General features: G+C 48.3%; 19 protein-coding genes. 2 read left to right on the top strand and 17 right to left on the bottom strand.

Features of this window, described 5'->3' with window-relative positions; all coding sequences use genetic code 11:
• Both ELR70_RS18915 and ELR70_RS18910 read left to right on the top strand, forming a co-directional pair.
• Nucleotides 1–1329 (top strand): DUF4910 domain-containing protein, encoded by a 1329-nt coding sequence (locus tag ELR70_RS18915; RefSeq protein WP_054015836.1) that lies wholly within the window; start codon nucleotides 1–3, stop codon nucleotides 1327–1329.
• A 2-nt stretch (nucleotides 1330–1331) separates the two neighbouring features.
• Entirely contained in the window at nucleotides 1332–2708 is a 1377-nt protein-coding gene (locus ELR70_RS18910) for an FAD-dependent oxidoreductase (RefSeq protein WP_054015581.1), read from the top strand.
• On the opposite strand, the gene ELR70_RS18905 is transcribed toward ELR70_RS18910, so the two are convergent.
• From ELR70_RS18905 to ELR70_RS18820, 17 genes are read right to left on the bottom strand one after another with little or no spacing between them, the layout of a single operon-like run.
• The gene (locus ELR70_RS18905; protein ID WP_054015582.1) at nucleotides 2705–3694 is read right to left on the bottom strand and encodes a GNAT family N-acetyltransferase; all 990 of its coding nucleotides are present in this window, start codon (nucleotides 3692–3694) and stop codon (nucleotides 2705–2707) included. The genes ELR70_RS18910 and ELR70_RS18905 overlap by 4 nt on opposite strands.
• Complete coding sequence (locus ELR70_RS18900; RefSeq protein WP_054015583.1) at nucleotides 3684–4361, bottom strand: class I SAM-dependent methyltransferase; 678 nt, start codon at nucleotides 4359–4361, stop codon at nucleotides 3684–3686. Before ELR70_RS18900 ends, ELR70_RS18905 begins: the two co-directional genes overlap by 11 nt.
• Before the next feature lie 30 nt (nucleotides 4362–4391).
• Nucleotides 4392–5135: a nucleotidyltransferase family protein gene (locus ELR70_RS18895; RefSeq protein ID WP_054015584.1), complete on the bottom strand. Its 744-nt coding sequence runs from the start codon at nucleotides 5133–5135 to the stop codon at nucleotides 4392–4394.
• Nucleotide 5136: 1 nt separating this feature from the next.
• On the bottom strand, nucleotides 5137–6606 hold the full coding sequence (locus ELR70_RS18890; protein WP_054015585.1) for a PfkB family carbohydrate kinase: 1470 nt from the start codon (nucleotides 6604–6606) through the stop codon (nucleotides 5137–5139).
• Nucleotides 6596–7801 (bottom strand): DegT/DnrJ/EryC1/StrS family aminotransferase, encoded by a 1206-nt coding sequence (locus ELR70_RS18885; protein ID WP_054015586.1) that lies wholly within the window; start codon nucleotides 7799–7801, stop codon nucleotides 6596–6598. Before ELR70_RS18885 ends, ELR70_RS18890 begins: the two co-directional genes overlap by 11 nt.
• Nucleotides 7798–8766, bottom strand: coding sequence for a Gfo/Idh/MocA family oxidoreductase (locus ELR70_RS18880; RefSeq protein WP_054015587.1), 969 nt, complete (start codon nucleotides 8764–8766; stop codon nucleotides 7798–7800). The genes ELR70_RS18885 and ELR70_RS18880 overlap by 4 nt, the downstream gene beginning before the upstream one ends.
• Before the next feature lie 3 nt (nucleotides 8767–8769).
• Nucleotides 8770–10092, bottom strand: a complete 1323-nt coding sequence (locus ELR70_RS18875) for a hypothetical protein (RefSeq protein WP_054015588.1) — start codon at nucleotides 10090–10092, stop codon at nucleotides 8770–8772.
• The gene (locus ELR70_RS18870; protein WP_054015589.1) at nucleotides 10092–10586 is read right to left on the bottom strand and encodes a WbuC family cupin fold metalloprotein; all 495 of its coding nucleotides are present in this window, start codon (nucleotides 10584–10586) and stop codon (nucleotides 10092–10094) included. The genes ELR70_RS18875 and ELR70_RS18870 overlap by 1 nt, the downstream gene beginning before the upstream one ends.
• Nucleotides 10586–11605, bottom strand: coding sequence for a TylF/MycF/NovP-related O-methyltransferase (locus tag ELR70_RS18865; protein ID WP_054015590.1), 1020 nt, complete (start codon nucleotides 11603–11605; stop codon nucleotides 10586–10588). The genes ELR70_RS18870 and ELR70_RS18865 overlap by 1 nt, the downstream gene beginning before the upstream one ends.
• Nucleotides 11602–13089 (bottom strand): hypothetical protein, encoded by a 1488-nt coding sequence (locus ELR70_RS18860; protein WP_200908209.1) that lies wholly within the window; start codon nucleotides 13087–13089, stop codon nucleotides 11602–11604. Before ELR70_RS18860 ends, ELR70_RS18865 begins: the two co-directional genes overlap by 4 nt.
• Before the next feature lie 31 nt (nucleotides 13090–13120).
• Nucleotides 13121–13828, bottom strand: coding sequence for a formyltransferase family protein (locus ELR70_RS18850; protein ID WP_054015592.1), 708 nt, complete (start codon nucleotides 13826–13828; stop codon nucleotides 13121–13123).
• Nucleotides 13829–13835: 7 nt separating this feature from the next.
• Nucleotides 13836–14558, bottom strand: coding sequence for a methyltransferase domain-containing protein (locus tag ELR70_RS18845; protein ID WP_054015593.1), 723 nt, complete (start codon nucleotides 14556–14558; stop codon nucleotides 13836–13838).
• Nucleotides 14559–14581: 23 nt separating this feature from the next.
• Nucleotides 14582–15616, bottom strand: coding sequence for a zinc-binding dehydrogenase (locus ELR70_RS18840; protein WP_054015594.1), 1035 nt, complete (start codon nucleotides 15614–15616; stop codon nucleotides 14582–14584).
• Nucleotide 15617: 1 nt separating this feature from the next.
• The gene (locus ELR70_RS18835) at nucleotides 15618–16622 is read right to left on the bottom strand and encodes a phosphotransferase (protein WP_235577099.1); all 1005 of its coding nucleotides are present in this window, start codon (nucleotides 16620–16622) and stop codon (nucleotides 15618–15620) included.
• A complete protein-coding gene (locus ELR70_RS18830; RefSeq protein ID WP_054015595.1) occupies nucleotides 16604–17212 on the bottom strand; it encodes an HAD family hydrolase in 609 nt (202 codons plus the stop codon). The genes ELR70_RS18835 and ELR70_RS18830 overlap by 19 nt, the downstream gene beginning before the upstream one ends.
• Nucleotides 17209–18129, bottom strand: a complete 921-nt coding sequence (locus ELR70_RS18825) for a transketolase C-terminal domain-containing protein (protein WP_054015596.1) — start codon at nucleotides 18127–18129, stop codon at nucleotides 17209–17211. The genes ELR70_RS18830 and ELR70_RS18825 overlap by 4 nt, the downstream gene beginning before the upstream one ends.
• Nucleotides 18126–18929, bottom strand: a complete 804-nt coding sequence (locus ELR70_RS18820) for a transketolase (protein WP_082353203.1) — start codon at nucleotides 18927–18929, stop codon at nucleotides 18126–18128. Before ELR70_RS18820 ends, ELR70_RS18825 begins: the two co-directional genes overlap by 4 nt.
• Nucleotide 18930 lies beyond the last annotated feature (1 nt).

Genomic DNA, 18930 nt, shown 5'->3' with positions numbered 1-18930 from the left:
GTGCCATATCAAGAAACAGAATCCTTTTATAGCGACCTTTATGATGAGCTGTTTCCAATCCTGAGATCGATCACCGGACCTGGTCTGAGAAAAAGCTACGACATTTTTGAACGCTATATGCCTCTGGAACGGCTTGCTATTCCCTCGGGCACGGCTCTGTTTGACTGGCAGGCGCCTCAGGAGTGGCACTGTGAAGAAGCTTATCTGTTAGGGCCTGATGGCGAGCTTGTAGCAGACATGCGCAGGCTTAATCTCGAGGTCGTCAATTACTCCGAACCGGTTGACATCACTCTGTCTTTGGAAGAGCTGCAGGCGCATTTGTACAGTTTACCTGAGCTGCCTGAAGCGGTGCCTTATGTGACCAGCTATTATAAAAAGCGCTGGGGCTTTTGCTTGAGTCATTCGCGTCGTGAACAGCTTAAACCAGGCCAATATCGCGCGGTGATTAAGAGCCGTTTTGTCGATGGACACCTGGATATTGCGCAAGCGGTACTTGACGGTCAGTCAAAGCAGGAAGTTCTGCTCAGCTCTTATTTGTGTCACCCTTCAATGGCCAATAATGAACTCAGTGGGCCACTGGTGTTACTGGGTTTGTATCACAGGATCAAACAGTGGCCGAACCGCCGCTATACATACCGTTTTATGCTTCACCCTGAAACGATAGGGAGCCTGGGGGTGCTACACCTGATGCAGGACCATTTTCGGCAAAATTTGGTGTCAGGTTTGGTATTGAACTGTTTAGGGGGAGACCCGCAGGAACTGGTATTTAAACATAGCCGCAATGACAACAGCTTGTTAGACAAATTGTTGTACCACCTGAATGGGCAAGGTCATGGTCATAGTAATATCCCATTTAGTCCGCTCAGTGGCTCTGATGAACGCCAGTACAATGCGCCTGGCTTCCAGTTCCCCGTATGCTGTGTGAGCCGTAGTTTTCATACTGGCTACAAGGAATATCACACATCACTGGATAACAAAGACTATATGGGCATCAAACCATTGCTGGACAGTATTGATAAGCTCGAAAAAATCTTTTTGGCGTTTGAACAAAGCGCGCGGTTTGAAAATACCCACCCTTATGGTGAACCTAACCTGGGTAATCGAGGTTTGTATCCGACGCTGAGTTTTTTCAGTGAAGAGCGAACCCGTCAGCTCGACGAGCTCAACCACATTAAGATGTTACTGTGTTACAGCGATGGCCAGCATGACACCATCGACATTGCAGAAAAGTACAATCAATCTGTCACAGAATTTGCAAGTGCAATTATGAAGCTGGAGGCACATGGGTTATTGAAAATGTTGTCACCAGAGGATCAGTTGGAGACGTAGTTATGGCAAATAATCAGGCGGTTGTTGTTGGTGGCGGTATTTGTGGCATGGTTGCGGCCTTGCTCTTAAAGCAACGCTTTACTGACGTGGTGCTGATCGAGCAAGCCGATACGGTTGGTGGCTTGTTTTGCTCTGTCAAAGACAGTTCAGGTGCTGCTTATGATATGGGCTCACATATACCCAACGCCACCGGTGTGGCAGAGTTGGACGAGATATTATTCGCAGATGCGGATACAAGCAGTTGGCATAAAATTGCCAGGCTATGCTCGGGCAACTACTTTGGCGGCAGCTGGGACTTGAACAGTCCATTTCCGGACGCGTCTAAGTTACCACACGATATCTATCAGCAAGGATGTGGTGAGCTGATCAACCACGCCAGCTTGCCAGAGTCAAACTTGATTTATGAATATTGCGCCAATTCTCTGGGGATTGTTTTCACTGAGAGTATCGTTGTACCTATATTACGCAAGTTATATGGCCAGGATGCACCGCTAAAGTCATTGACTATGGCTGCGGGATTATTTGGTTTTACCCGTATTCTGGCATTGCCCGCTGATGTAACAGCGACTCTTAAGCGGCTACCTGCCTTCGACGCCAAGCTGGGTTATCAGCGGGAAGCCGATTTTCAGCAGCGTAAAGCACAGGACAACCTTAGCGAGGTGACTTACTACTACCCAACGACAGGAGAGGGTATTGGCTATTGGGTTACTCAACTGCAAAAGCGCGTTGAGCGCGCAGGTGTTGAAATTATCACCTCTGAACGTGTGGCAAGCATTGCACATCATGATAAAAAGGTGACCAGCCTGGTGTTGGCCAACAGCGAGCGTGTGCTTGACTGCGATTTTCTTTTCTGGAGTGCACCGCCTTTTATTGCTTTAGCCGCGATGGGTCTGACGCCAGCCAGAGGCCAGGTAACCTTGCGCACAGCGCTTATTTTTCATCTTAACTTTGACAGGCCTTTGCTTGATAAGAAGTCACACTATCTCTGGGTCTGGGACCCGAGCAGTGCGATTTTTCGTCTGACCTTGTATCCAAACTTAACCGGGCAAAGTAACCATAATCACTTATCCGCGGAAATCTTGTGCAGTCCCGACGAGATAGACTCCTTTACACAGTCGGAGATCATCGAGCAGCTTGTGTCGATGGGGGTAGTTGACCCACAGGCAAAGTGTGTCAGTGGGCAGACTCAGGTGATTAACAACACGTTTCCGGTACCCACCACAGAGTTTCAGGCTATTAATCAGCAAAACTACGAGACATTGTCAAACTGTGTTGACAACGTCATCGTATCAGGTCGGTTCAGCGGAAAGTGCTGGCGTCAGGCTGAGGTGTTGATCGAGGCCTACGAGTCGATTATGCAAGCAACCGACGCTATTTAAGCGTCGGTCTTTGCCAGCTGAATATGAAAATATGGCTCTACATTGCCGCCAAAACTCAGTTTGAACCAACCTCTCTGAGGGCTGTTGATCCCCTCTAAATCTAACCGTGATACGCCTTTTTGTGCGAGCAAAGGGAAAGCCTGCCAAAGCACAGCAGTACCTGTATGGCTGTCACGCATATCTGGGTGATTTGCGCCGTAAAAATAATAAGCCGTGTTCTGATGCATCAAGTAGGTGGCAAAACTGCCAATTTGCTGGTCGCGAGTTTGTGCCTGATACATGCAAAGCAGCCCATGTTGTGCCAGCCTTTTGACTCTGAATGCAAGTGCATCCAGTTGCTCTGTACTTATTTCAATTCCCTGGCGTGCCATGGTCATTCCATAGTACTTGGCAAACAAAGTGAAGTCTTGCGATTCACTGAGGGTCACCTCTTTTTTAATACCGTAGCGGATCTCCTGACGTCTCGACACAGAGCTGTTGTTATAGTTGTCAGAGCGTTCTAGTGTATCCAGTGGTGCGGCAAACTCGTCCAGCTCAAGTATGGAGGTATAGCGCGGGGTTACAGCGTATTTGGGTCCATTGTTATGATAGTTGACCCACAAAAAAGCACGAATATCCTTAATGGCCGGGTGCAATTTGAGCTGCACCTGAGTGTAGTGCTCAGCGAGGTACTCAGCAATATATTCTTGCGCGGCGAACAACTCGGAATGGCCCTGGGCACGATTAAGATGACTGATGTTGCGATGCATTATGCCATCATGGATCACATCGTGGTGGCCGATTACCTGGGTTTCGCTTTCATCTACGATCAGCAGCACCGCAGCAATTCTCTCTTTGCCTTTACAACAGTAATAGGCGTGATATTTCACACCCAGTTGGGCAATAAACTGGCTATGAACAAACGGGGTACCATGGGGAGATGTGGCAATGAAGCTGTCCCATTTTGGGTCCAGCTCACAGCGTTCAAGGCTAAACTTATTCTTCATGGGCTGGCTTTTTCAGTACCATACTCCACGCCGCATGGACGCCATCACTACCATACTCGCTTGACTGAGAATGGCTCAGAGAAACTATCTCAAATTTTGATACCAGTTGATGAATAAGGTCAGCGTCAAAGAAATTAACATTACCGACGCCTGCAAACGGGCCCCAGGTGTAACCGGTTTTAGTGTATTTATCGACCGATTCTGGCGCTTTTTCATAGTCAGAATGCTCAGTGCTAAACCAGTCTGTGATCAGAATTACACCGCCGGGCTTAAGTTGAGCGTACGCCTGATCCAGATAGCGCTGAATGCTACTGGCCGGGTTATGCACAGATGCGCCCCGATCGACGATTAAGTCGAATTGTGCCTCAAAGGGCCAGGGCTGAGTAAAGTCGCCCACATATAAGTTACCGGCAATATCAGTGAATCGATTCTTCAGTTCACCGATAATGAAGTCACTGCCATCAATGCCATAGACGTTTGGACAATAACTCAAGAAAAAGGGGAAATTCGCACCCGCCCCACAGCCCACTTCCAGTATGGTGAACGATGGATCGCCGTCGCGCAGACGGGTATTACGTAGTGCACCGCTGACGACTTCGCTCCACGGCCATACGGACATGTGCTGATTGCTGCGGTACAGTTGATCCCAGTTTTGACAAAATGACATATATAAATCCTTCGAAGTAACTGTGCTTTATTAAGCAAGGTTTGAGCCAGTATCGCTAGAAAGACGGGCCGCTGTTTGGGCCATATTTTGTGCCTGTGCGTAGCTGTCTGGCGTGCCAATATCTATGTAATGATCATCTACCAGCCAGCCTTGTAACTTACCTATCATATTTGGTACGACATCCAGGCTAAGCTCATAGTGCCGCTGTGCTTCCAGGTGTGAGAAGTAGCGTTCATAGACCTCAGGTGAAAATATAAAGAGGGCACCACTGGCAAGGTTGCCAGGCGGGTGCTCGACCTTTTCATGAAACTCCTGAATAACCTGATTGGCGTCTAATTTTACAATACCACAGCTACGGGGCGTCGGGGTTTCGAATAACAGTAACGTCGCATCGGTCTGTGTCTGGCGTTGGTTATGTGCCTCAAGCATGCCTGCTAACGAGCTTTGACAGTAGTTGTCAGCATGGATCACCATGCAAGTCTGGCCTTGCCAGAAAGTTCGATTGCGTACCAGTGTACCTGCAGTGCCCATCAATTCAGGTTCGTAACTCAGGGTAATGCGGTCGTGGTACGGGCTGGCGGCCACAAAGGCTTCAACCTGTTCATTAAAATAATGGGTATTGATGAGGATCTCTTCGACCCCAAGCTGAGCGAGTTTATCTATCCATAAGCCCAGCAGGGGCTGTCCATTGATTGGAACAAGGCACTTTGGCAAAGTATCTGTGATTGGCCGCAGGCGGGTGCCAAGGCCCGCGGCAAGCAAAATGGCTTTCATATTAACTAAATGAATCCTTAACGGCTTGTTCAAGGATCTGACAAGACAAAGGGGTATTACCCAGTGACGCAACCTGACATGCGGCAGCCAGGCTACCCAGGTAGCAGGCCTGCCAAATGTTTGCACCGGCAACCAGCGCCAGTGAACTGGCAGCTAAAAAGCAGTCACCCGCACCGGCAGGGTCGACAGCGTTGGTGTTCAACGCGGGCAGACGATCGTTCTCCCAGTCATCAAATGTGTGATTGGGTTTGTGAATGAGGATCCCTTCTTCAGCGAGTGTAATCACCAGATTTTTTGGCTGCGACACCTCTGTGAGTTTCTGCGCCAGGATAACCAGGCCGTCATCCGGATTATTCAGAGATACGCGCACCTCTCGCTCTGTTGGGGTTAACAGATCCATATTGCAGTAGCGGGCAATATCTCCCACTTGTGAAGAGGTCTGGGAGTCTGCAACCAGTCTGATCCCACCCTGGTGGCAGGCAGCAGCAATTTTCTCGACCAGTGGTTGTGGCAGCAAGCCGTAGTTGAAATCAGAAAAGACCAACAGGTCAATGTGATTGAGCTGGCTTTCGATTGCCTGATATATTTGCGCCTGCAACTCCTGTGATATTTTGTGTTGACGTACCTGATTAACCCGCAGCAAGGTTTTATTGCTGGCGCGGTAACGTGTCTTCAAAGGGGTCGGTCGACTTTGATCGCTAAAGAACAAAGGTTCAACCTGATAGTTTGCAATTTGCGAGCGTGTATAATCCGCGGTCTGATCCTCGCCCAATACCGAAGCCAGCACAACATGCTCAGCTCCCAGTGCTTTTATGTGTCCTGCTGTGATGGCTGCGCCGCCGAGGAATGTGTCTTTGCGGTTTGGGGTGATCACGATAGTCGGATCTTCCTGTGACAACCCTACGGCTGTGCCTTGTACATACTCGTCGACGATGACTTCGCCAATGACCAGGACACGCAGGGATTTCATTGCATCAAACAACTCATATAAATCGTCAGCTGCTATGTTATGACGGTTGGCAAACCCTCGAGCCTCGGCAAAATCCATTCCCGGCGCCGGCTTTTTACTGCGGCGGAAAAAGTGCTCAGAATTACTTTCAAACTCACCTGAGCCAAAAATAAGCTTACCCCCGTAACTGTTTATAACCGCGAGTTCAGGATTTGAACGTGATTCAAACTCTTTCCCCTTAACCACGATTTGGGGTTTGAACTGTGCAACCTCTTGCTCTGGAGTGGCCGTGGTTATATGCGCTTCATCAACACACTCTAAGGAGCGCACCACTTCTAGTCTAAGCTCTTCACTGACACGGCTGCGCACAGCCATAGATTTATCTGCGTTGACAGCGACAATCAATCTGTCACCGCATTCTTTGGCAAATTTTAGCAGCCGGATGTGCCCGGCGTGCAAGACATCAAAATTGCCTTGCACCAGGACGGTTCTTGTGTGCTTTTGTGGTGTGTCATTTGGCATAGTGTTGTTCGACTTTAGCAATGGCAGTGCAAATATCCGTTACTTCCTGCTGGGTATATTGTTCATTTAAGTACAGGTTAAACGATCTGTCCCGCGCAGACACGGTATTTGGCGTCGATAATGGGGGCTTGATGTAGGGCAGTGCCCATTTCCAGTCACTGATCAGGAATTTATAGTCCGGATTCAGATCTACTCCCTCAGCTTGCAGTGCCTGACAAAATGTCAGTTTATCTACGCTGAGTGTCTCTTCGCGAATAAATACCTGAAGGAAAAACGGCGACGCACTGCCAGAGAACTTGGCAACATAACAGCATGTCGATTGTGTGTTAATCCATTCAATTAGCGCATTTTGCACCGCATTACGCGCAGCGATGGTCTCATCAAGACGAGACAAAGAAGCATGGGCAACCGCACAGGAAAGCTCGTTGGTGTTCCAGTTAAGGGCAGGAAACAGGTTAAGCGACGGGTCCCGCTCTGCGTATCCTTCTTGCCATACAGGTTTTCCTCTGTCCGCATGCGCTAAAGCCATGTGATATAAAGACTGGCTCTTAGTGTAAACAATGCCGCCGCTGCCCGGGGCGGCAATATTTTTACGATACATAGTCGAGGTTGCCATGATATCGCCAAACCCACCGACTTTTTGACCATTCCATCTGGCGCCAGGTGCCTGAGAGCAATCTTCAATGACCTTGATACCGCGCCGGTGCGCCTGAGTCACTATGGTTTCGACATCGGTTGGGATACCCGCACAGTGGACAAGAATAATCGCGCCGGTTTTGTCGGTGATTAGCGGCTCTATTTGTTCCCAGGTGCTGTTGTAGCTATCCACAGCCGCATCGGCTATCACAGGCACATATCCCTGGTGAATAATAGATGCGAGAGGGCCCGAGTCGGTCACTGGTGAGAGAATGACTTCTTGTCCTTTTGGCAGCATCAGCGCTGCAAGGGCAACGAATACGGATGCCGTGCCGGTGGCAACGGCTACGCTGTAACCGCCACCCATATACTCTGAAAAGGCGTTGCAATAAGCTTGTTCAAAGTCGCCGCCGTAGGGAGGATCAGATTCACTGTGCTGATAATGTGCAATCACCTTATTGAGCGCGTCTATCTCACTCGTGCCAAACGCCTTTCGGGCAGGCATAGGTGTGGTGCGTACCGGGTTACCGCCCAAGATAGCAAGGGGTTGTTCACTCATAATGCACTCCACCTGACAGGTTGCTTAGTCTGACGTGATAAATCTGCGCCAGTGAGTATTTTCACCACATTGAGGCCCAGTTCAAACTCTTCACAACAAGGCTGACCGCGTTGGATCTTAGCGATGAAAGACTCAAGAGACAGCCCAAGTGGCATTCGATTAGGCGAGCTCAGCGGCTGACTTTGCCTGCCATCCAGGTGTTCGACATACAGATCAGGGTCTTCTCTGTCTGCGAAATGGTAGACATCGGTGCCATAGGTCACCGCCATTTGTCTGGTTTTCTTGGCCATCCCATTCCCTCCAACGACGGTCGCCGTGCTGCCATTACTAAAGGTCATAGTCACTTCAATATTTTCTCTTAATACATCCTGTGACAGACCGGTGTCGACAGGGAGTGCCCGACTGGAGATGGTGTCTGGCAATTCGTCGCAAAACTCCAGTGCTGCGGCAATAAAGTGCGGTGCATACTCCCAAAGTGGCGGCCAGTTTTCTCTGGGATTGTAGGCCGCCCCTATTTTGGCCTCAAGATGTTTGGGCACACCAGGTTGCAGGTGGCGCAGTTGTGTAATCGCACTGTGATGCAGGTCGATGTGATCGACAGCCACAATGGCTTTATGTGCTCTGGCGAAGTCAAGCATCTCGGTTGCATCTGCAATGCTCATAGCCATAGGCTTTTCGATAAATAAAGGAATACCAGCGGCCATAATTTTCAGTGACACAGCTTTGTTGAGATGCGGAGGCAGGGCCAAAATCACGCCATCTACTTTTACATCACTGCTCAGTAGCACATCTACAGAATTAAACACCTGGCAATGCGGTAATACAAAGTCGTGAGGGTTTTCGTTGCTTGTGACCACAAAATCCAGAGACGCGCTGGTGACTTCCTCATTGAGTGTACGGGCAATTTTTTGTCCCCAACTGCCGAGTCCAACCAGTGCCAGTGAAAGTGAAGTGTGTGCACTCATTAATTAGCTTTGCTCCATATCAGCGGGATCGTCAAAAAGGTCGGAGAAGTCTTGCAGCTCGCCGGTTTGTATCTGACGATGGAGTTTTAAGAAGGCACCATGGATGGTTTCAGTGGTACCACTGTGCCAGATAACGACCTGATTCTCATGAGCTCTAAATTCTGGTTGTTCACCAAAGAAATAGCCACCGGTGGCAACATTTTTGACGCTGTTTGAAAAATGCTCCCGGCTGGTGGGAATAAACATGATCGAATTGACGTTTTCGGTAAAGAAGTAGGTATAGCTGGTACCGCCATTGATGCTCATGTTGATGTGAGCACGACGGTACAGGGCAAAACGGACATGCATGTCGATAGAAGCCAGCGGCAAGGTATCACAATGACTCAGGCACTCAGGCAGAGCTTCGCATGCTTTGCTGGTATCGCGCACGACGATAATGTGGAATTCATCACTATCGACCCGCTTAGTAAATTCAGCCCATTCTTCCACCGGACTATTACGGTGCTCATGCAGAGGGTACTCGCGTAGCGTGATGACCAGTAACTTTTTATCGCCAATATTACGGTCCTGAACAAAGCTATCAACTAATGCTTCGGCATGGGCGTGCGGTCTGAAACGTGCGGTGTCTATACCAGCTCGCTTATATTTAAGTACTTGTTCAATTTTCAGGTGGATGCCTCTATGTGTTTCGCGGAATGACTCGGGAAAGACATGGGGCTGATGTTGCAACATCTCGACCGCTTGTTGGCGGTAGGACATTTTAGACACTCCCGAGCAGGCTGGAAGCGCTTCAAAAACAGGAATAACGATGTGATTTAGTCGCCATTCAACATCATCCAGCTCATGAGAAGTAGTGAAACTCAGGGAGTCAGGATCCGCAGAGCGCTTCGGCTGGATAACAAAATGGATGGAATCGTATTGATGCTCTTCTCGGTACAATTCAGCTTGTATGGCAAAACAGCAGCAATCAAATGTCGCAACGTTGCGAGATAAATCAAAGACAGCGTAGAGTACTTTGTCTTTGCGCACAGTGGGGATAATAACGTCCTTGCAGGCTACGATGATGCTTTGCATCTGGTTGTAAAAGTAGATTTTTTCCAGGTCTATACCGTGTTTAACTAAATCATGTGCGATCTCATCGACAAACATAGAGCAAATGATGATCCGATCAACCTCTGTCTGGACTAACTCAGGCAAAGATAAAGTAGGGTGGGATTCAAACTGCTCTTGTCCCGATGTGCAGGCATAAATAATTTCGTGCTCACCTGCTAGTGCTGAGGTAAGTTGTTCGGTGACTGTATTAATACCGTATAAAGCTATTTTCATTACTGACCTGTTATTCTTCTATAATACTCTTGTAATTCGTCAGGTTTATCTTCTGACGGCGCCCAGGGGGCGTATTCAACATCTATGTCTTTGTCAAATGGTCCGACATAACATTCGTGATAAACAACCCACTCTGAGCGGGCAATTGGCAGGTGCCACAAAGGCGCGCTAAGGCGATACATAAAGGCATCCTGACCGTTATCTGACATGGGGATACGCTGTGATACCTGGCCCTTGTCGTCAAAAATAAATACCTCCATTTCCCCTTCAATCAGATGATAGGACTCCGACTTATGTTGGGGGTGGCGATGAGGCGTCATTAACGCGCTGCGATGTAACACAATAATCATTTCCTGGATAGGGTCTTGATTATCTCTATGACAACACAATCTAAAGCGCTTAGTGGGAGAAGCCAGTGCCCGCGCTTTCAACATGTTTAAGGTACTGCTGTCGACAGTCAGTACGTCTTTGTCGTTGAAGATAGCGACACTCATCAGGAGTTGCTCGCTGATTTTTTGCTGTAGCCGCGTATCGCAAGGATATATGAGCCGAGACCATAGTGGCCACGCGGCTCAAACTGAATGTCGTATTTATCGCAGATATCGGCCCAGGCTCTTTGCTGTCCAAACTCAGGGAGGTTGCCGTTGCAGCTCCAGTCATCAAACAGCAAGATGGCGCCCTTGGAGAGCAGCTCGTGGGTAAACAAATAATCGAGTACCTGATAGGTAGATTCGTATAGATCGCAGTCAAGGTGCACCAGTGCAAAGCGCTCTTCGGGTTTGATTTGCACCATAGTTTCTTCGAACCAACCCTGATAAATACTAAAATCTGAAAACTTTAGCTGAGAATTGAGTGTATCTGCCAGCTGTTGTGCACTGATGTCTGCACAGGCGCCTTCTCCCCAGACGTTACTCTGCACAAGAGGGGACTCCAGATCGATATCATGGGTAGAAGCTGGCAAGCCCTCAAAACTGTCAAACAGGTGCAGGTGCTTAGCCGGCATATTGTAATACAGGCTACAGTCTCTGAGGGTTCTGGCAAGCATGTAGCTGGATTGGCCTGTGCCACATCCGAACTCAGCAATGTGACCTGCAACCTGATTGGCCATGACTAACTCAACTTGCATTGCCAGCGTTCGCAGTACGTCTTCACGAAAGCTAAAATAGGTGTGAATATCGGGCGCTTTGCCTTGTGGGTAGCCAGTGAAAATGCCAAACTCCAGGCTAAATCCGTTCATCATATTATGATGCGCGACATAGATTTTTTCTTCCGGGACACCTAAAGAGAGCAGTTGGGGCTTAATCTCCTTATGGTACTGACTGGCAATGATGATCTGGTCATAGGACAAAGACGGTAAAACGTCAGGTCCTTTTATTTCTACTCCTTCACGCATCGAGCCCCAAAGTGCAGCGTTGTTATCCATCAGGCATACCACCTCGTGCCCTTGCTGATTTAAGAATAGCTGCAGGGTATTTTGCCCGCCTTTTCCTGTGCCAAAAATGATCACTCTCATAGAAGGTCTCCCTTAGGCTTTTTAAATAATAAAATATGTGTGTCGGTTGCATTAAGCGTCGTTACATCGTTGTAGATACTTTTCAGTAACGCCTGCTCCGAGCTAATAAACGTGAATCCAAGCTCTATTGCTGCGTGTTCTAGTAACGCCGCCTGGTTTGACTGTGTTTGTTTGTTCACTTGTAACAGCAGATCCCCATCGGGCTTAAGTACGCGCAATGACTCTGCCAGTAATGCATGTAAACGGTTGTGCTCAAGATTGAGTGTGCGGGGTGTCAGATAAATCAACGCGACACTGTTGGCGTCATGATAAAGGTGGACTGGTTGCTCATTCTCCGGGCTGAGTGTGTTGTAAAACAGCGATGGCGAGTCTGCATAGATTGCCCAGTTGTCGTTTTCCAGTGAGCCGATTGGATAAACACACACTTTGAGTTCACTACAACGTTGCCACGGCATAAGGGGGTAATGTGAGACGATCCCCTTTATGGTGGCAGTGGTGTTGCGACGACGGCTGGGCGTAATGGTTAGCTCGCAGACGATGCGCTGTGCTGAGGCACTTGATATGCCTCTGTGTAGCAGCTGACTGACCTCCAGTAATGCCCAGGTGCCGGTAGGCCCGGTCACGAAAATTTCCTGGCCTTGCTCCGTTTTTATTGCTGTTGTACCAAGCTCTTTGCTTGGTGGTGTCAAAAAGAGTAGCAGTTTTATGACTGTGTCTGGCAAACTGTCGGTGTGATAGGCGTTTGAGCCCAATTGAGAGTCCGATATTTGCGCCAGGCGGGTGATACGGCCATTGACGACCTGCCAGTTATAGCCAAGTTGAGTGCTTACATCGTCATACACATGAGCCAGAAACTCATCGATATGCTGTCTGGCCTCATGCGTTAATTCTAATCGCTGTACCTCCGCATCATCGTTCAGCGAGGTGAAATTGCGGTAATAGGTGTAGTCTGACTGACTGGCAGTCGTATCATAGCCTGAACGGACCAAAGACTCGGCAACTCGTTTGAAGCGGTTAGCAAAAGTTTGTTCGACTTGGCCAATAAAAAACTTGTTTTTACCAAAGTCGTTTACAGTCGCACCCTGATAATCACGACGGGCCAGTCGAGTGTGCTCTTTCCATGCCTGCTCTGAGCGATATAGTGGGTTATCAAAGCTGGTTTGATAATCAAGCAGCGAGATTATCTCAAGCTCTGCCGGAGCGAAACGATCGAGTAATTTATCTTTAATGGCATAAAAAAACGTTTGTGATGACACAACTATCTTATATTGCTGCAAATCTTCACGCGTTAAGTCGGTCAATCCGGTGACAGTCTCTGTCCCGGGTTTGTCATCGATGATCATTGCCGGAGCGGTTAAGGCATCTTGTTTAATCTGAGCCATAATTTGCTCACATCCGCCACCACTGCCGTAAATAGCATAGGGTGCGCTAGCTAGATTGTGTTTGTGGTACTGCTCGAGAAACCTGGTTTTTATCTCACTCATAAGGACTTCCTGGATCAGACAAGCTGAAACATTATTGGCTCACATCACTGCATAGCGCTTTAAGGTAGCGTGCAAATACCTGATCGAAATCAGCATCGACTTCAGCTGGGATTTTTTGTCGGCTTAATGGTGTTTCGGGGTCTACTGTACAGTGACCCGAGGTTTGATCCAGATACAGAGCAAATTGTGTGAGCAGGTCACACTCCATGTTGTAAGCTCTCTCACAAACCTGTGCATATGTATCTGACGGCATAACCGGTATGGTCATTTTTTTGATTACTGTGCCTGCATCAATGTGTTTATCAATTTTATGCAGGGTAATACCGATTGGTTGCTGTCTGACAATCGCCCATTTAAAAGAATCTAATCCTCTATTTTCTGGAATTAACCCGGGGTGACAGTTGAAAATGGTGTGGCCATCAATAAAGTGTTCTGGGATGATTTTTGCAATGGCTGTCACAAAGTAATCTGGCTTGTTGTCCAGTGCATTCAGCCGCTCAGAAGATACGGTTGTCCAGCAATCCATGACATGGTACTGCACGCCACTGGCACGGCAAAACGTCTCTATATCTAGATCTATGAGTTGAAACGGCCGCTCCTCAAAAGGGCGCGGCTGGCTTGGGCGGTATGAAAAAGGAAACGCAAAAAGCGAGATTTCATACCCCATAGTTAAAAATTTTTGTATTAACTGGTAGGTCATTAAATGACCTGTTTGATAGGTGAAAATACCAACGTGCATAACTAACTCATTCTTTTTTGGGCGCCACACACAGCATGATCAGGTACTGACACATTGGAAAGAAGCCGGTGTGAACTACTTCATCATTCATCCCAAAGGGATAGACATTGTGAAAATACTGTTCACAAAATGCCTTTAGATCCGCGCCTGACATACAGTTTATATGACCCTCTTTTGATGCTTTTGATGCGTACTTCTGTGACTCTAGCGAGGGGATCCCCAAGATTAAAGTACCCTGAGGAGTCATTGAAGCAACTATATTTTCCATGAACAAACCAGCTTGCTGGGGATCGATGTGCTCAAACACATCCATCGTAAATACACCGTCAAATGTGCCTTCAACCGGACCACCAATAATGTCGTGGCCCTGAAAAGTCACATTGTCCAGATTCTTCCCCATATATTTCTGTGCATCCTGGATATGTGGTTTGTAAAAGTCTACGGAAGTAAGCTTTTTCACAGTCTGAGAAACGATCAAAGATCCCATCCCCTCCTGGCAACCAATTTCAAGCACATTATCGAAGTCTGCAAACATTTTAGAAACAAATTTATGGCGAGACATCAAGAAGCCAAAGCGTTTGGGGTCTTGTAAAATCCCCTGGCTGTTATAAGGACCGAGTGTCAGTAGGTCCTGTTCTTCGATGTCAACATTCTCATCCTGTTTAAGCCAAGTCTCTTTAGCCATCTGAGATGAGCCGGTACCAAAAAATGTTTTATCTTGTTTGTTCATGTTTTTCCCTTGTTACATAGTTTCTATTCCATCCTAATTACTGCTCGGATAATTTTTTTGTTTGCGAGGTCGTCCAGAGCGTCGTTGATCTGGTCGAGCTCATAAGTCTTACTGATCAAAGAGTGCAGATCCAGCTTATTTTGTTTGAATAATTCGACAAAGACAGGAATGTCTTTGTCTGGCTGGCTGCCACCCCCCCAGCTGCCGCGAAGAGATTTGCCACGGTGAAAGGCATGGGGCTCCAGCTGGATCTTGAGTTCATTGCTTGGGTGAGAGGCAAAGACGCACTGACCGCCTCCATCTCTCACAGATTCAAAAGCTTGTTCTATGGTGGTTGTGGTTCCGCCGGCTTCCAGGCTATAGTCAACGCCCAGGCCCTCAGTGATGTCATAGATGGTACTGACAGGGTCTGAATCGTTGGCATTGATGGTGTGCGTGGCACCCAGTTGCTTGGCTATGGCGAGTTTTTCTTCGCTAACATCAACAGCGATTAGTTTGGTTGGGTTGCTCAGTTTTGCGGCGAGCAGTGCGCTCATGCCGATCCCGCCAAGTCCAAAAATGGCCAGAGTCTTTTCAGTCTCAGGCTTCAGCTCGTTAAACACCAGACCAAGCCCGGTGGGTAAGGCGCAGCCAAGCAGTATGGCGAGTTTGTCCGGAAAGCCTTCAGGCAGCTTAACAACCCGGTTTTCAGCCACTATGGTTTGCTCGCACAGCGTCGTCGCGCTCCCCGAATTAATGAGGTATCCGTCATGTGGATATTTTCCGCCCGGAGCATCCTGACCTTCACCTTTGATCCAGCCTATTACGACTTTGTCGCCGACCTGTACTTTGGTGACGCCATCACCCACCGCCTCGACAATACCTACACCTTCATGTCCCAGCAAGTGAGGCAAATATTTGTCTTCACCCCGACCACCATTGACTTCCATCAACTGGGAGTGACATAAGCCGCTGTAGAGGATTTTGACCTGCACCTGGCCTGTGATTAGCGCCGGCAGTTGAATGTTGTCAACTATCTTAAGAGGCTGACCTGTTTCAAATAGTACTGCTGCTTTCATTCTATTTGTCTCTTAATTGGGTTTGTAACGCATGCATTTTATCGTTTATTTGAGCAAAGTAGCGTTGACTCTTGTCAAGTTGCTGCGCCTGCATGTGTTGTAATTTTGCATTCCTCTCTTCCAAGCAAGAAATGTTCCAAGAAAACAATCTTCTGGCCTGAACATCAGGTAAAAATTCGTTGAGCATGATTAAGCACCACTTGAGCAGCGTGAGCTCATAGACGCACTTTAGAGTGTTCCCGGCGGATGCTTGTGCTGCAAAGAGTGGCGAGCGCAAAAACTGTGGTAAGTAAGACAGTGGCACAGGCAGGGCAGGCTGGGCAAAAAAATCGCATAACAGCTTCCAGGCACTATCATTTCCAGCATATTCGAAATCAATAAAATACACGTCATCGCGATATTTCAGTGCGTTATGAAAGCCAAAGTCAGAAGGGGAGACCACGTCTTTTGGACAGGGCTGTTGCCAGTCTATACCAGGTGTTGTGCTGATAACTCTGGTGCGTAGTTCTATTGCTGTCAGCAGAGTATTGAGTTCAGCGTTATCACGCAGAGATTCGAATCGTGCCAGACGCAGTGTGACTAATTGAATAAAGTCTTCCAGTTTAGCCGGGCTATCCGCTGCCGCATTGAGCGCCGTGCGCTCAACCTGATGACTGTTGATGGCTGCAATGAAATTGTATGCTGCACTGACATCCTGTGCTGTCACTGTGTCAAAGGTGTGGCCGTCGATAAACTCGTATATGGCAGACAAGGTGTTAGAACAATAACCGATAGGCCTGGCGATATTTGAGATACCGGCCTTGTGTAGCTGCTGACTAAACTGAAATTCATTGTAAAGCTTGTCGAATGCCCTTGCGCCTGGCGCAAAGCATTTCAGAAAATAGGCTTTGTTATCTGAAAAGAGCTTATGTCCCTGATTATTTGCTCCCTGGGGCAAGCTGGAACTGCGCCAGTGGGTTTGCCCCAGAGTAGATGAGATAAAGTTTGTTAGTTCAGCTGAGAACATAGCCAGGCATCCAATGCTTGCCAGTGGTTGATTTGCGGGCCATTGAACTCTTCAAGTGCATTGGGTGCAAACAACAGCCCCTGACACTGTGCTGGAAAATCGCTATGAGTCAGAATATTGGGCAGGTCATCAATAAATACGTCACACTTGAGCTGTGAGATGCGCGTGACCTTTTGCGCCTTGGTCTCGTTAAAAAAGACCAAATCAGAGTCAATGGGCGCATTGACTGAGCCGATAAAGCCGTGGCTGAGGAGCCACTGTGTGGCTGCGTCATGAAAGTCAACACGCTCCCCAATAATCGGGTATTTAGTTTTATGCGAAACGATGGCCAGTTGATGTCCTTGTTCGTGAAGGCGTTGCATTGCTGCTAGTGCACCTGGGTAGGGGCGTGCCTGGGTGATTTCTTTCCCGTAGACGATACCCTGTAGCTCGGTCCATCTGGCTTCATTGTCCTGGTCAATAAAATACTGTTTTACTTCATTTTTGCTTTGACCGACCGACTCTGGTAGCCAGCCAAGTGCACAACCGACGCGATAAAACACGCCGGTGTAGTCGGCAATGGTGTTATCAAAATCTATACCTATGATCACACCACACCTCGCTCTGATAAGGTACTCATAATATCGGCAACAGTCAGGCCAGCCTTGGCTCTGGCATCTGCGGTGGAATGCACCTGATCGATAAAGCGGTCCGGGATCCCGAAACGGTGCACCCGCGGCCAGTTTGCCTGCTCACTAACATACTCCAGTACAGCGCTACCAAAACCACCACTGACATTGTGTTCTTCGAGTGTGATCACATGGTCAAAGCGGGTTATCGCATCGTTTAAATATGCTTCGTCGAGCGGTTTTACGGTATGGAAACTCACCAGTTCTGGCGATAATCCGTGCTCCGTCAGTTCGCTTACTAATTCTTGTGCAAGAGGCATAATGGTACCCGTACTCAGTACGGCAATGCGCTCACCCGGTCGCATCACATGCACTTTACCAAAGGTAAGGACAGGGTTTCCTTCATGGACTGCAGGCTCGTTTTTCTTACCAATTCTGAAATAGCAAGGAGCGTCAAGCTCTATCAGCTGTGGCATCAGTTGCTCAAGCTCGTATGCGTCAGCCGGGCAGATAACGTGCATATTTGGCAGTGCACGCATCAGCGCAATATCTTCGAACGAGTGATGAGTGGGTCCCAGGTTAGCGTAAGATAAGCCAGAGCCGGTGCCAACGATGATCACGGGCTGATTCTGATAAGCGATATCAATTTTGATCTGTTCAAAGTTACGTGATGTGGTAAACGGGGTAATAGTATAAATGAAGGGCTTGTGGCCCATCATGGCACTACCGGCGGCCATAGAGGCCATATTAGCCTCCGCAATGCCCGCGTTGATAGCGCGCTCTTCGGCAAACTCCTTTAACGGGTTAAACAACCGATTACCTATATCTGCGTAAAAGAGCAACAGTGATTCGTCGTCTTTGGCAAGCTCAGTCAGGACTCGTGCAAATGCGTTTCTCATGATATTCCCAGCTCCTGTTTTGCCTGAGCAACTTCTTCTTCAGTCGGAATGCGGTAGTGCCAGTTGTTGTCGTTTTCCATAAATGACACGCCTTTGCCTTTAACCGTATCGGCCACAATGCACACAGGTTGTTGGATGGATTTTGCGGCTTCCAAAGCTTGTTCCAGCGCACTAATATCATGACCATCGACGCGCATTGTGTGCCAGCCGAAGGCACGCCATTTTTCTTCAAGCGGCTCCAGATGCATAATTTCGGTACTTTCACCGGTACCTTGTAATTTGTTAAAGTCGACAATGGCAACCAGGTTACTTAGGCGCTTTCCCGCTGCAAACATCGCTGCTTCCCAGACTGTACCTTCATTTATCTCTCCATCGCCCATGAGCACGTAAAAGCGGTTCTTAGCGCCTTGTAACTGTTTGCTCAGTGCCATGCCGGTTGCTAACGATAAAGCGTGGCCCAGAGACCCTGAAACCGTTTCTACGCCTGCCGGGGCGTGTATTCCCGGGTGCTCTTCAAACTGGCTGCCAGTCTGACCATGTTCGTACAGTGCCGTTGGAGAAAAGTAATCACGATAGGCAAGCGTTGTGTACAGCGCGCTGGCGGCATGCCCTTTACCCAACAAAAAGTAATCGCGCTCAGGATCAGCCGGGTTGTTGGGTGTGATATGCATCGTGCGCCAATACAACACGGTCAGAATATCAACACAGGACAAACAGCTGCCCAGGTGTGGTGTTTTAGTCTGGCTGGATACGTCACATAAAGTGTAACGGATCTGCGCTGCGATGGAGTTCAGAGTCATA

The organism is Pseudoalteromonas sp. R3 (assembly GCF_004014715.1).
Classification (GTDB): domain Bacteria; phylum Pseudomonadota; class Gammaproteobacteria; order Enterobacterales; family Alteromonadaceae; genus Pseudoalteromonas.
This window is presented reverse-complemented; position numbering and strand designations above follow the sequence as displayed.

What these genes read in the sequence shown, in the direction of transcription:
- ELR70_RS18910 (WP_054015581.1), top strand. Translation starts at nt 1,332, where the DNA reads ATGGCAAATAATCAGGCGGTTGTTGTTGGTGGCGGTATTTGTGGCATG.
- ELR70_RS18905 (WP_054015582.1), bottom strand. Translation starts at nt 3,694, where the DNA reads ATGAAGAATAAGTTTAGCCTTGAACGCTGTGAGCTGGACCCAAAATGG.
- ELR70_RS18900 (WP_054015583.1), bottom strand. Translation starts at nt 4,361, where the DNA reads ATGTCATTTTGTCAAAACTGGGATCAACTGTACCGCAGCAATCAGCAC.
- ELR70_RS18895 (WP_054015584.1), bottom strand. Translation starts at nt 5,135, where the DNA reads ATGAAAGCCATTTTGCTTGCCGCGGGCCTTGGCACCCGCCTGCGGCCA.
- ELR70_RS18890 (WP_054015585.1), bottom strand. Translation starts at nt 6,606, where the DNA reads ATGCCAAATGACACACCACAAAAGCACACAAGAACCGTCCTGGTGCAA.
- ELR70_RS18885 (WP_054015586.1), bottom strand. Translation starts at nt 7,801, where the DNA reads ATGAGTGAACAACCCCTTGCTATCTTGGGCGGTAACCCGGTACGCACC.
- ELR70_RS18880 (WP_054015587.1), bottom strand. Translation starts at nt 8,766, where the DNA reads ATGAGTGCACACACTTCACTTTCACTGGCACTGGTTGGACTCGGCAGT.
- ELR70_RS18875 (WP_054015588.1), bottom strand. Translation starts at nt 10,092, where the DNA reads ATGAAAATAGCTTTATACGGTATTAATACAGTCACCGAACAACTTACC.
- ELR70_RS18870 (WP_054015589.1), bottom strand. Translation starts at nt 10,586, where the DNA reads ATGAGTGTCGCTATCTTCAACGACAAAGACGTACTGACTGTCGACAGC.
- ELR70_RS18865 (WP_054015590.1), bottom strand. Translation starts at nt 11,605, where the DNA reads ATGAGAGTGATCATTTTTGGCACAGGAAAAGGCGGGCAAAATACCCTG.
- ELR70_RS18860 (WP_200908209.1), bottom strand. Translation starts at nt 13,089, where the DNA reads ATGAGTGAGATAAAAACCAGGTTTCTCGAGCAGTACCACAAACACAAT.
- ELR70_RS18850 (WP_054015592.1), bottom strand. Translation starts at nt 13,828, where the DNA reads ATGCACGTTGGTATTTTCACCTATCAAACAGGTCATTTAATGACCTAC.
- ELR70_RS18845 (WP_054015593.1), bottom strand. Translation starts at nt 14,558, where the DNA reads ATGAACAAACAAGATAAAACATTTTTTGGTACCGGCTCATCTCAGATG.
- ELR70_RS18840 (WP_054015594.1), bottom strand. Translation starts at nt 15,616, where the DNA reads ATGAAAGCAGCAGTACTATTTGAAACAGGTCAGCCTCTTAAGATAGTT.
- ELR70_RS18835 (WP_235577099.1), bottom strand. Translation starts at nt 16,622, where the DNA reads ATGTTCTCAGCTGAACTAACAAACTTTATCTCATCTACTCTGGGGCAA.
- ELR70_RS18825 (WP_054015596.1), bottom strand. Translation starts at nt 18,129, where the DNA reads ATGAGAAACGCATTTGCACGAGTCCTGACTGAGCTTGCCAAAGACGAC.
- ELR70_RS18820 (WP_082353203.1), bottom strand. Translation starts at nt 18,929, where the DNA reads ATGACTCTGAACTCCATCGCAGCGCAGATCCGTTACACTTTATGTGAC.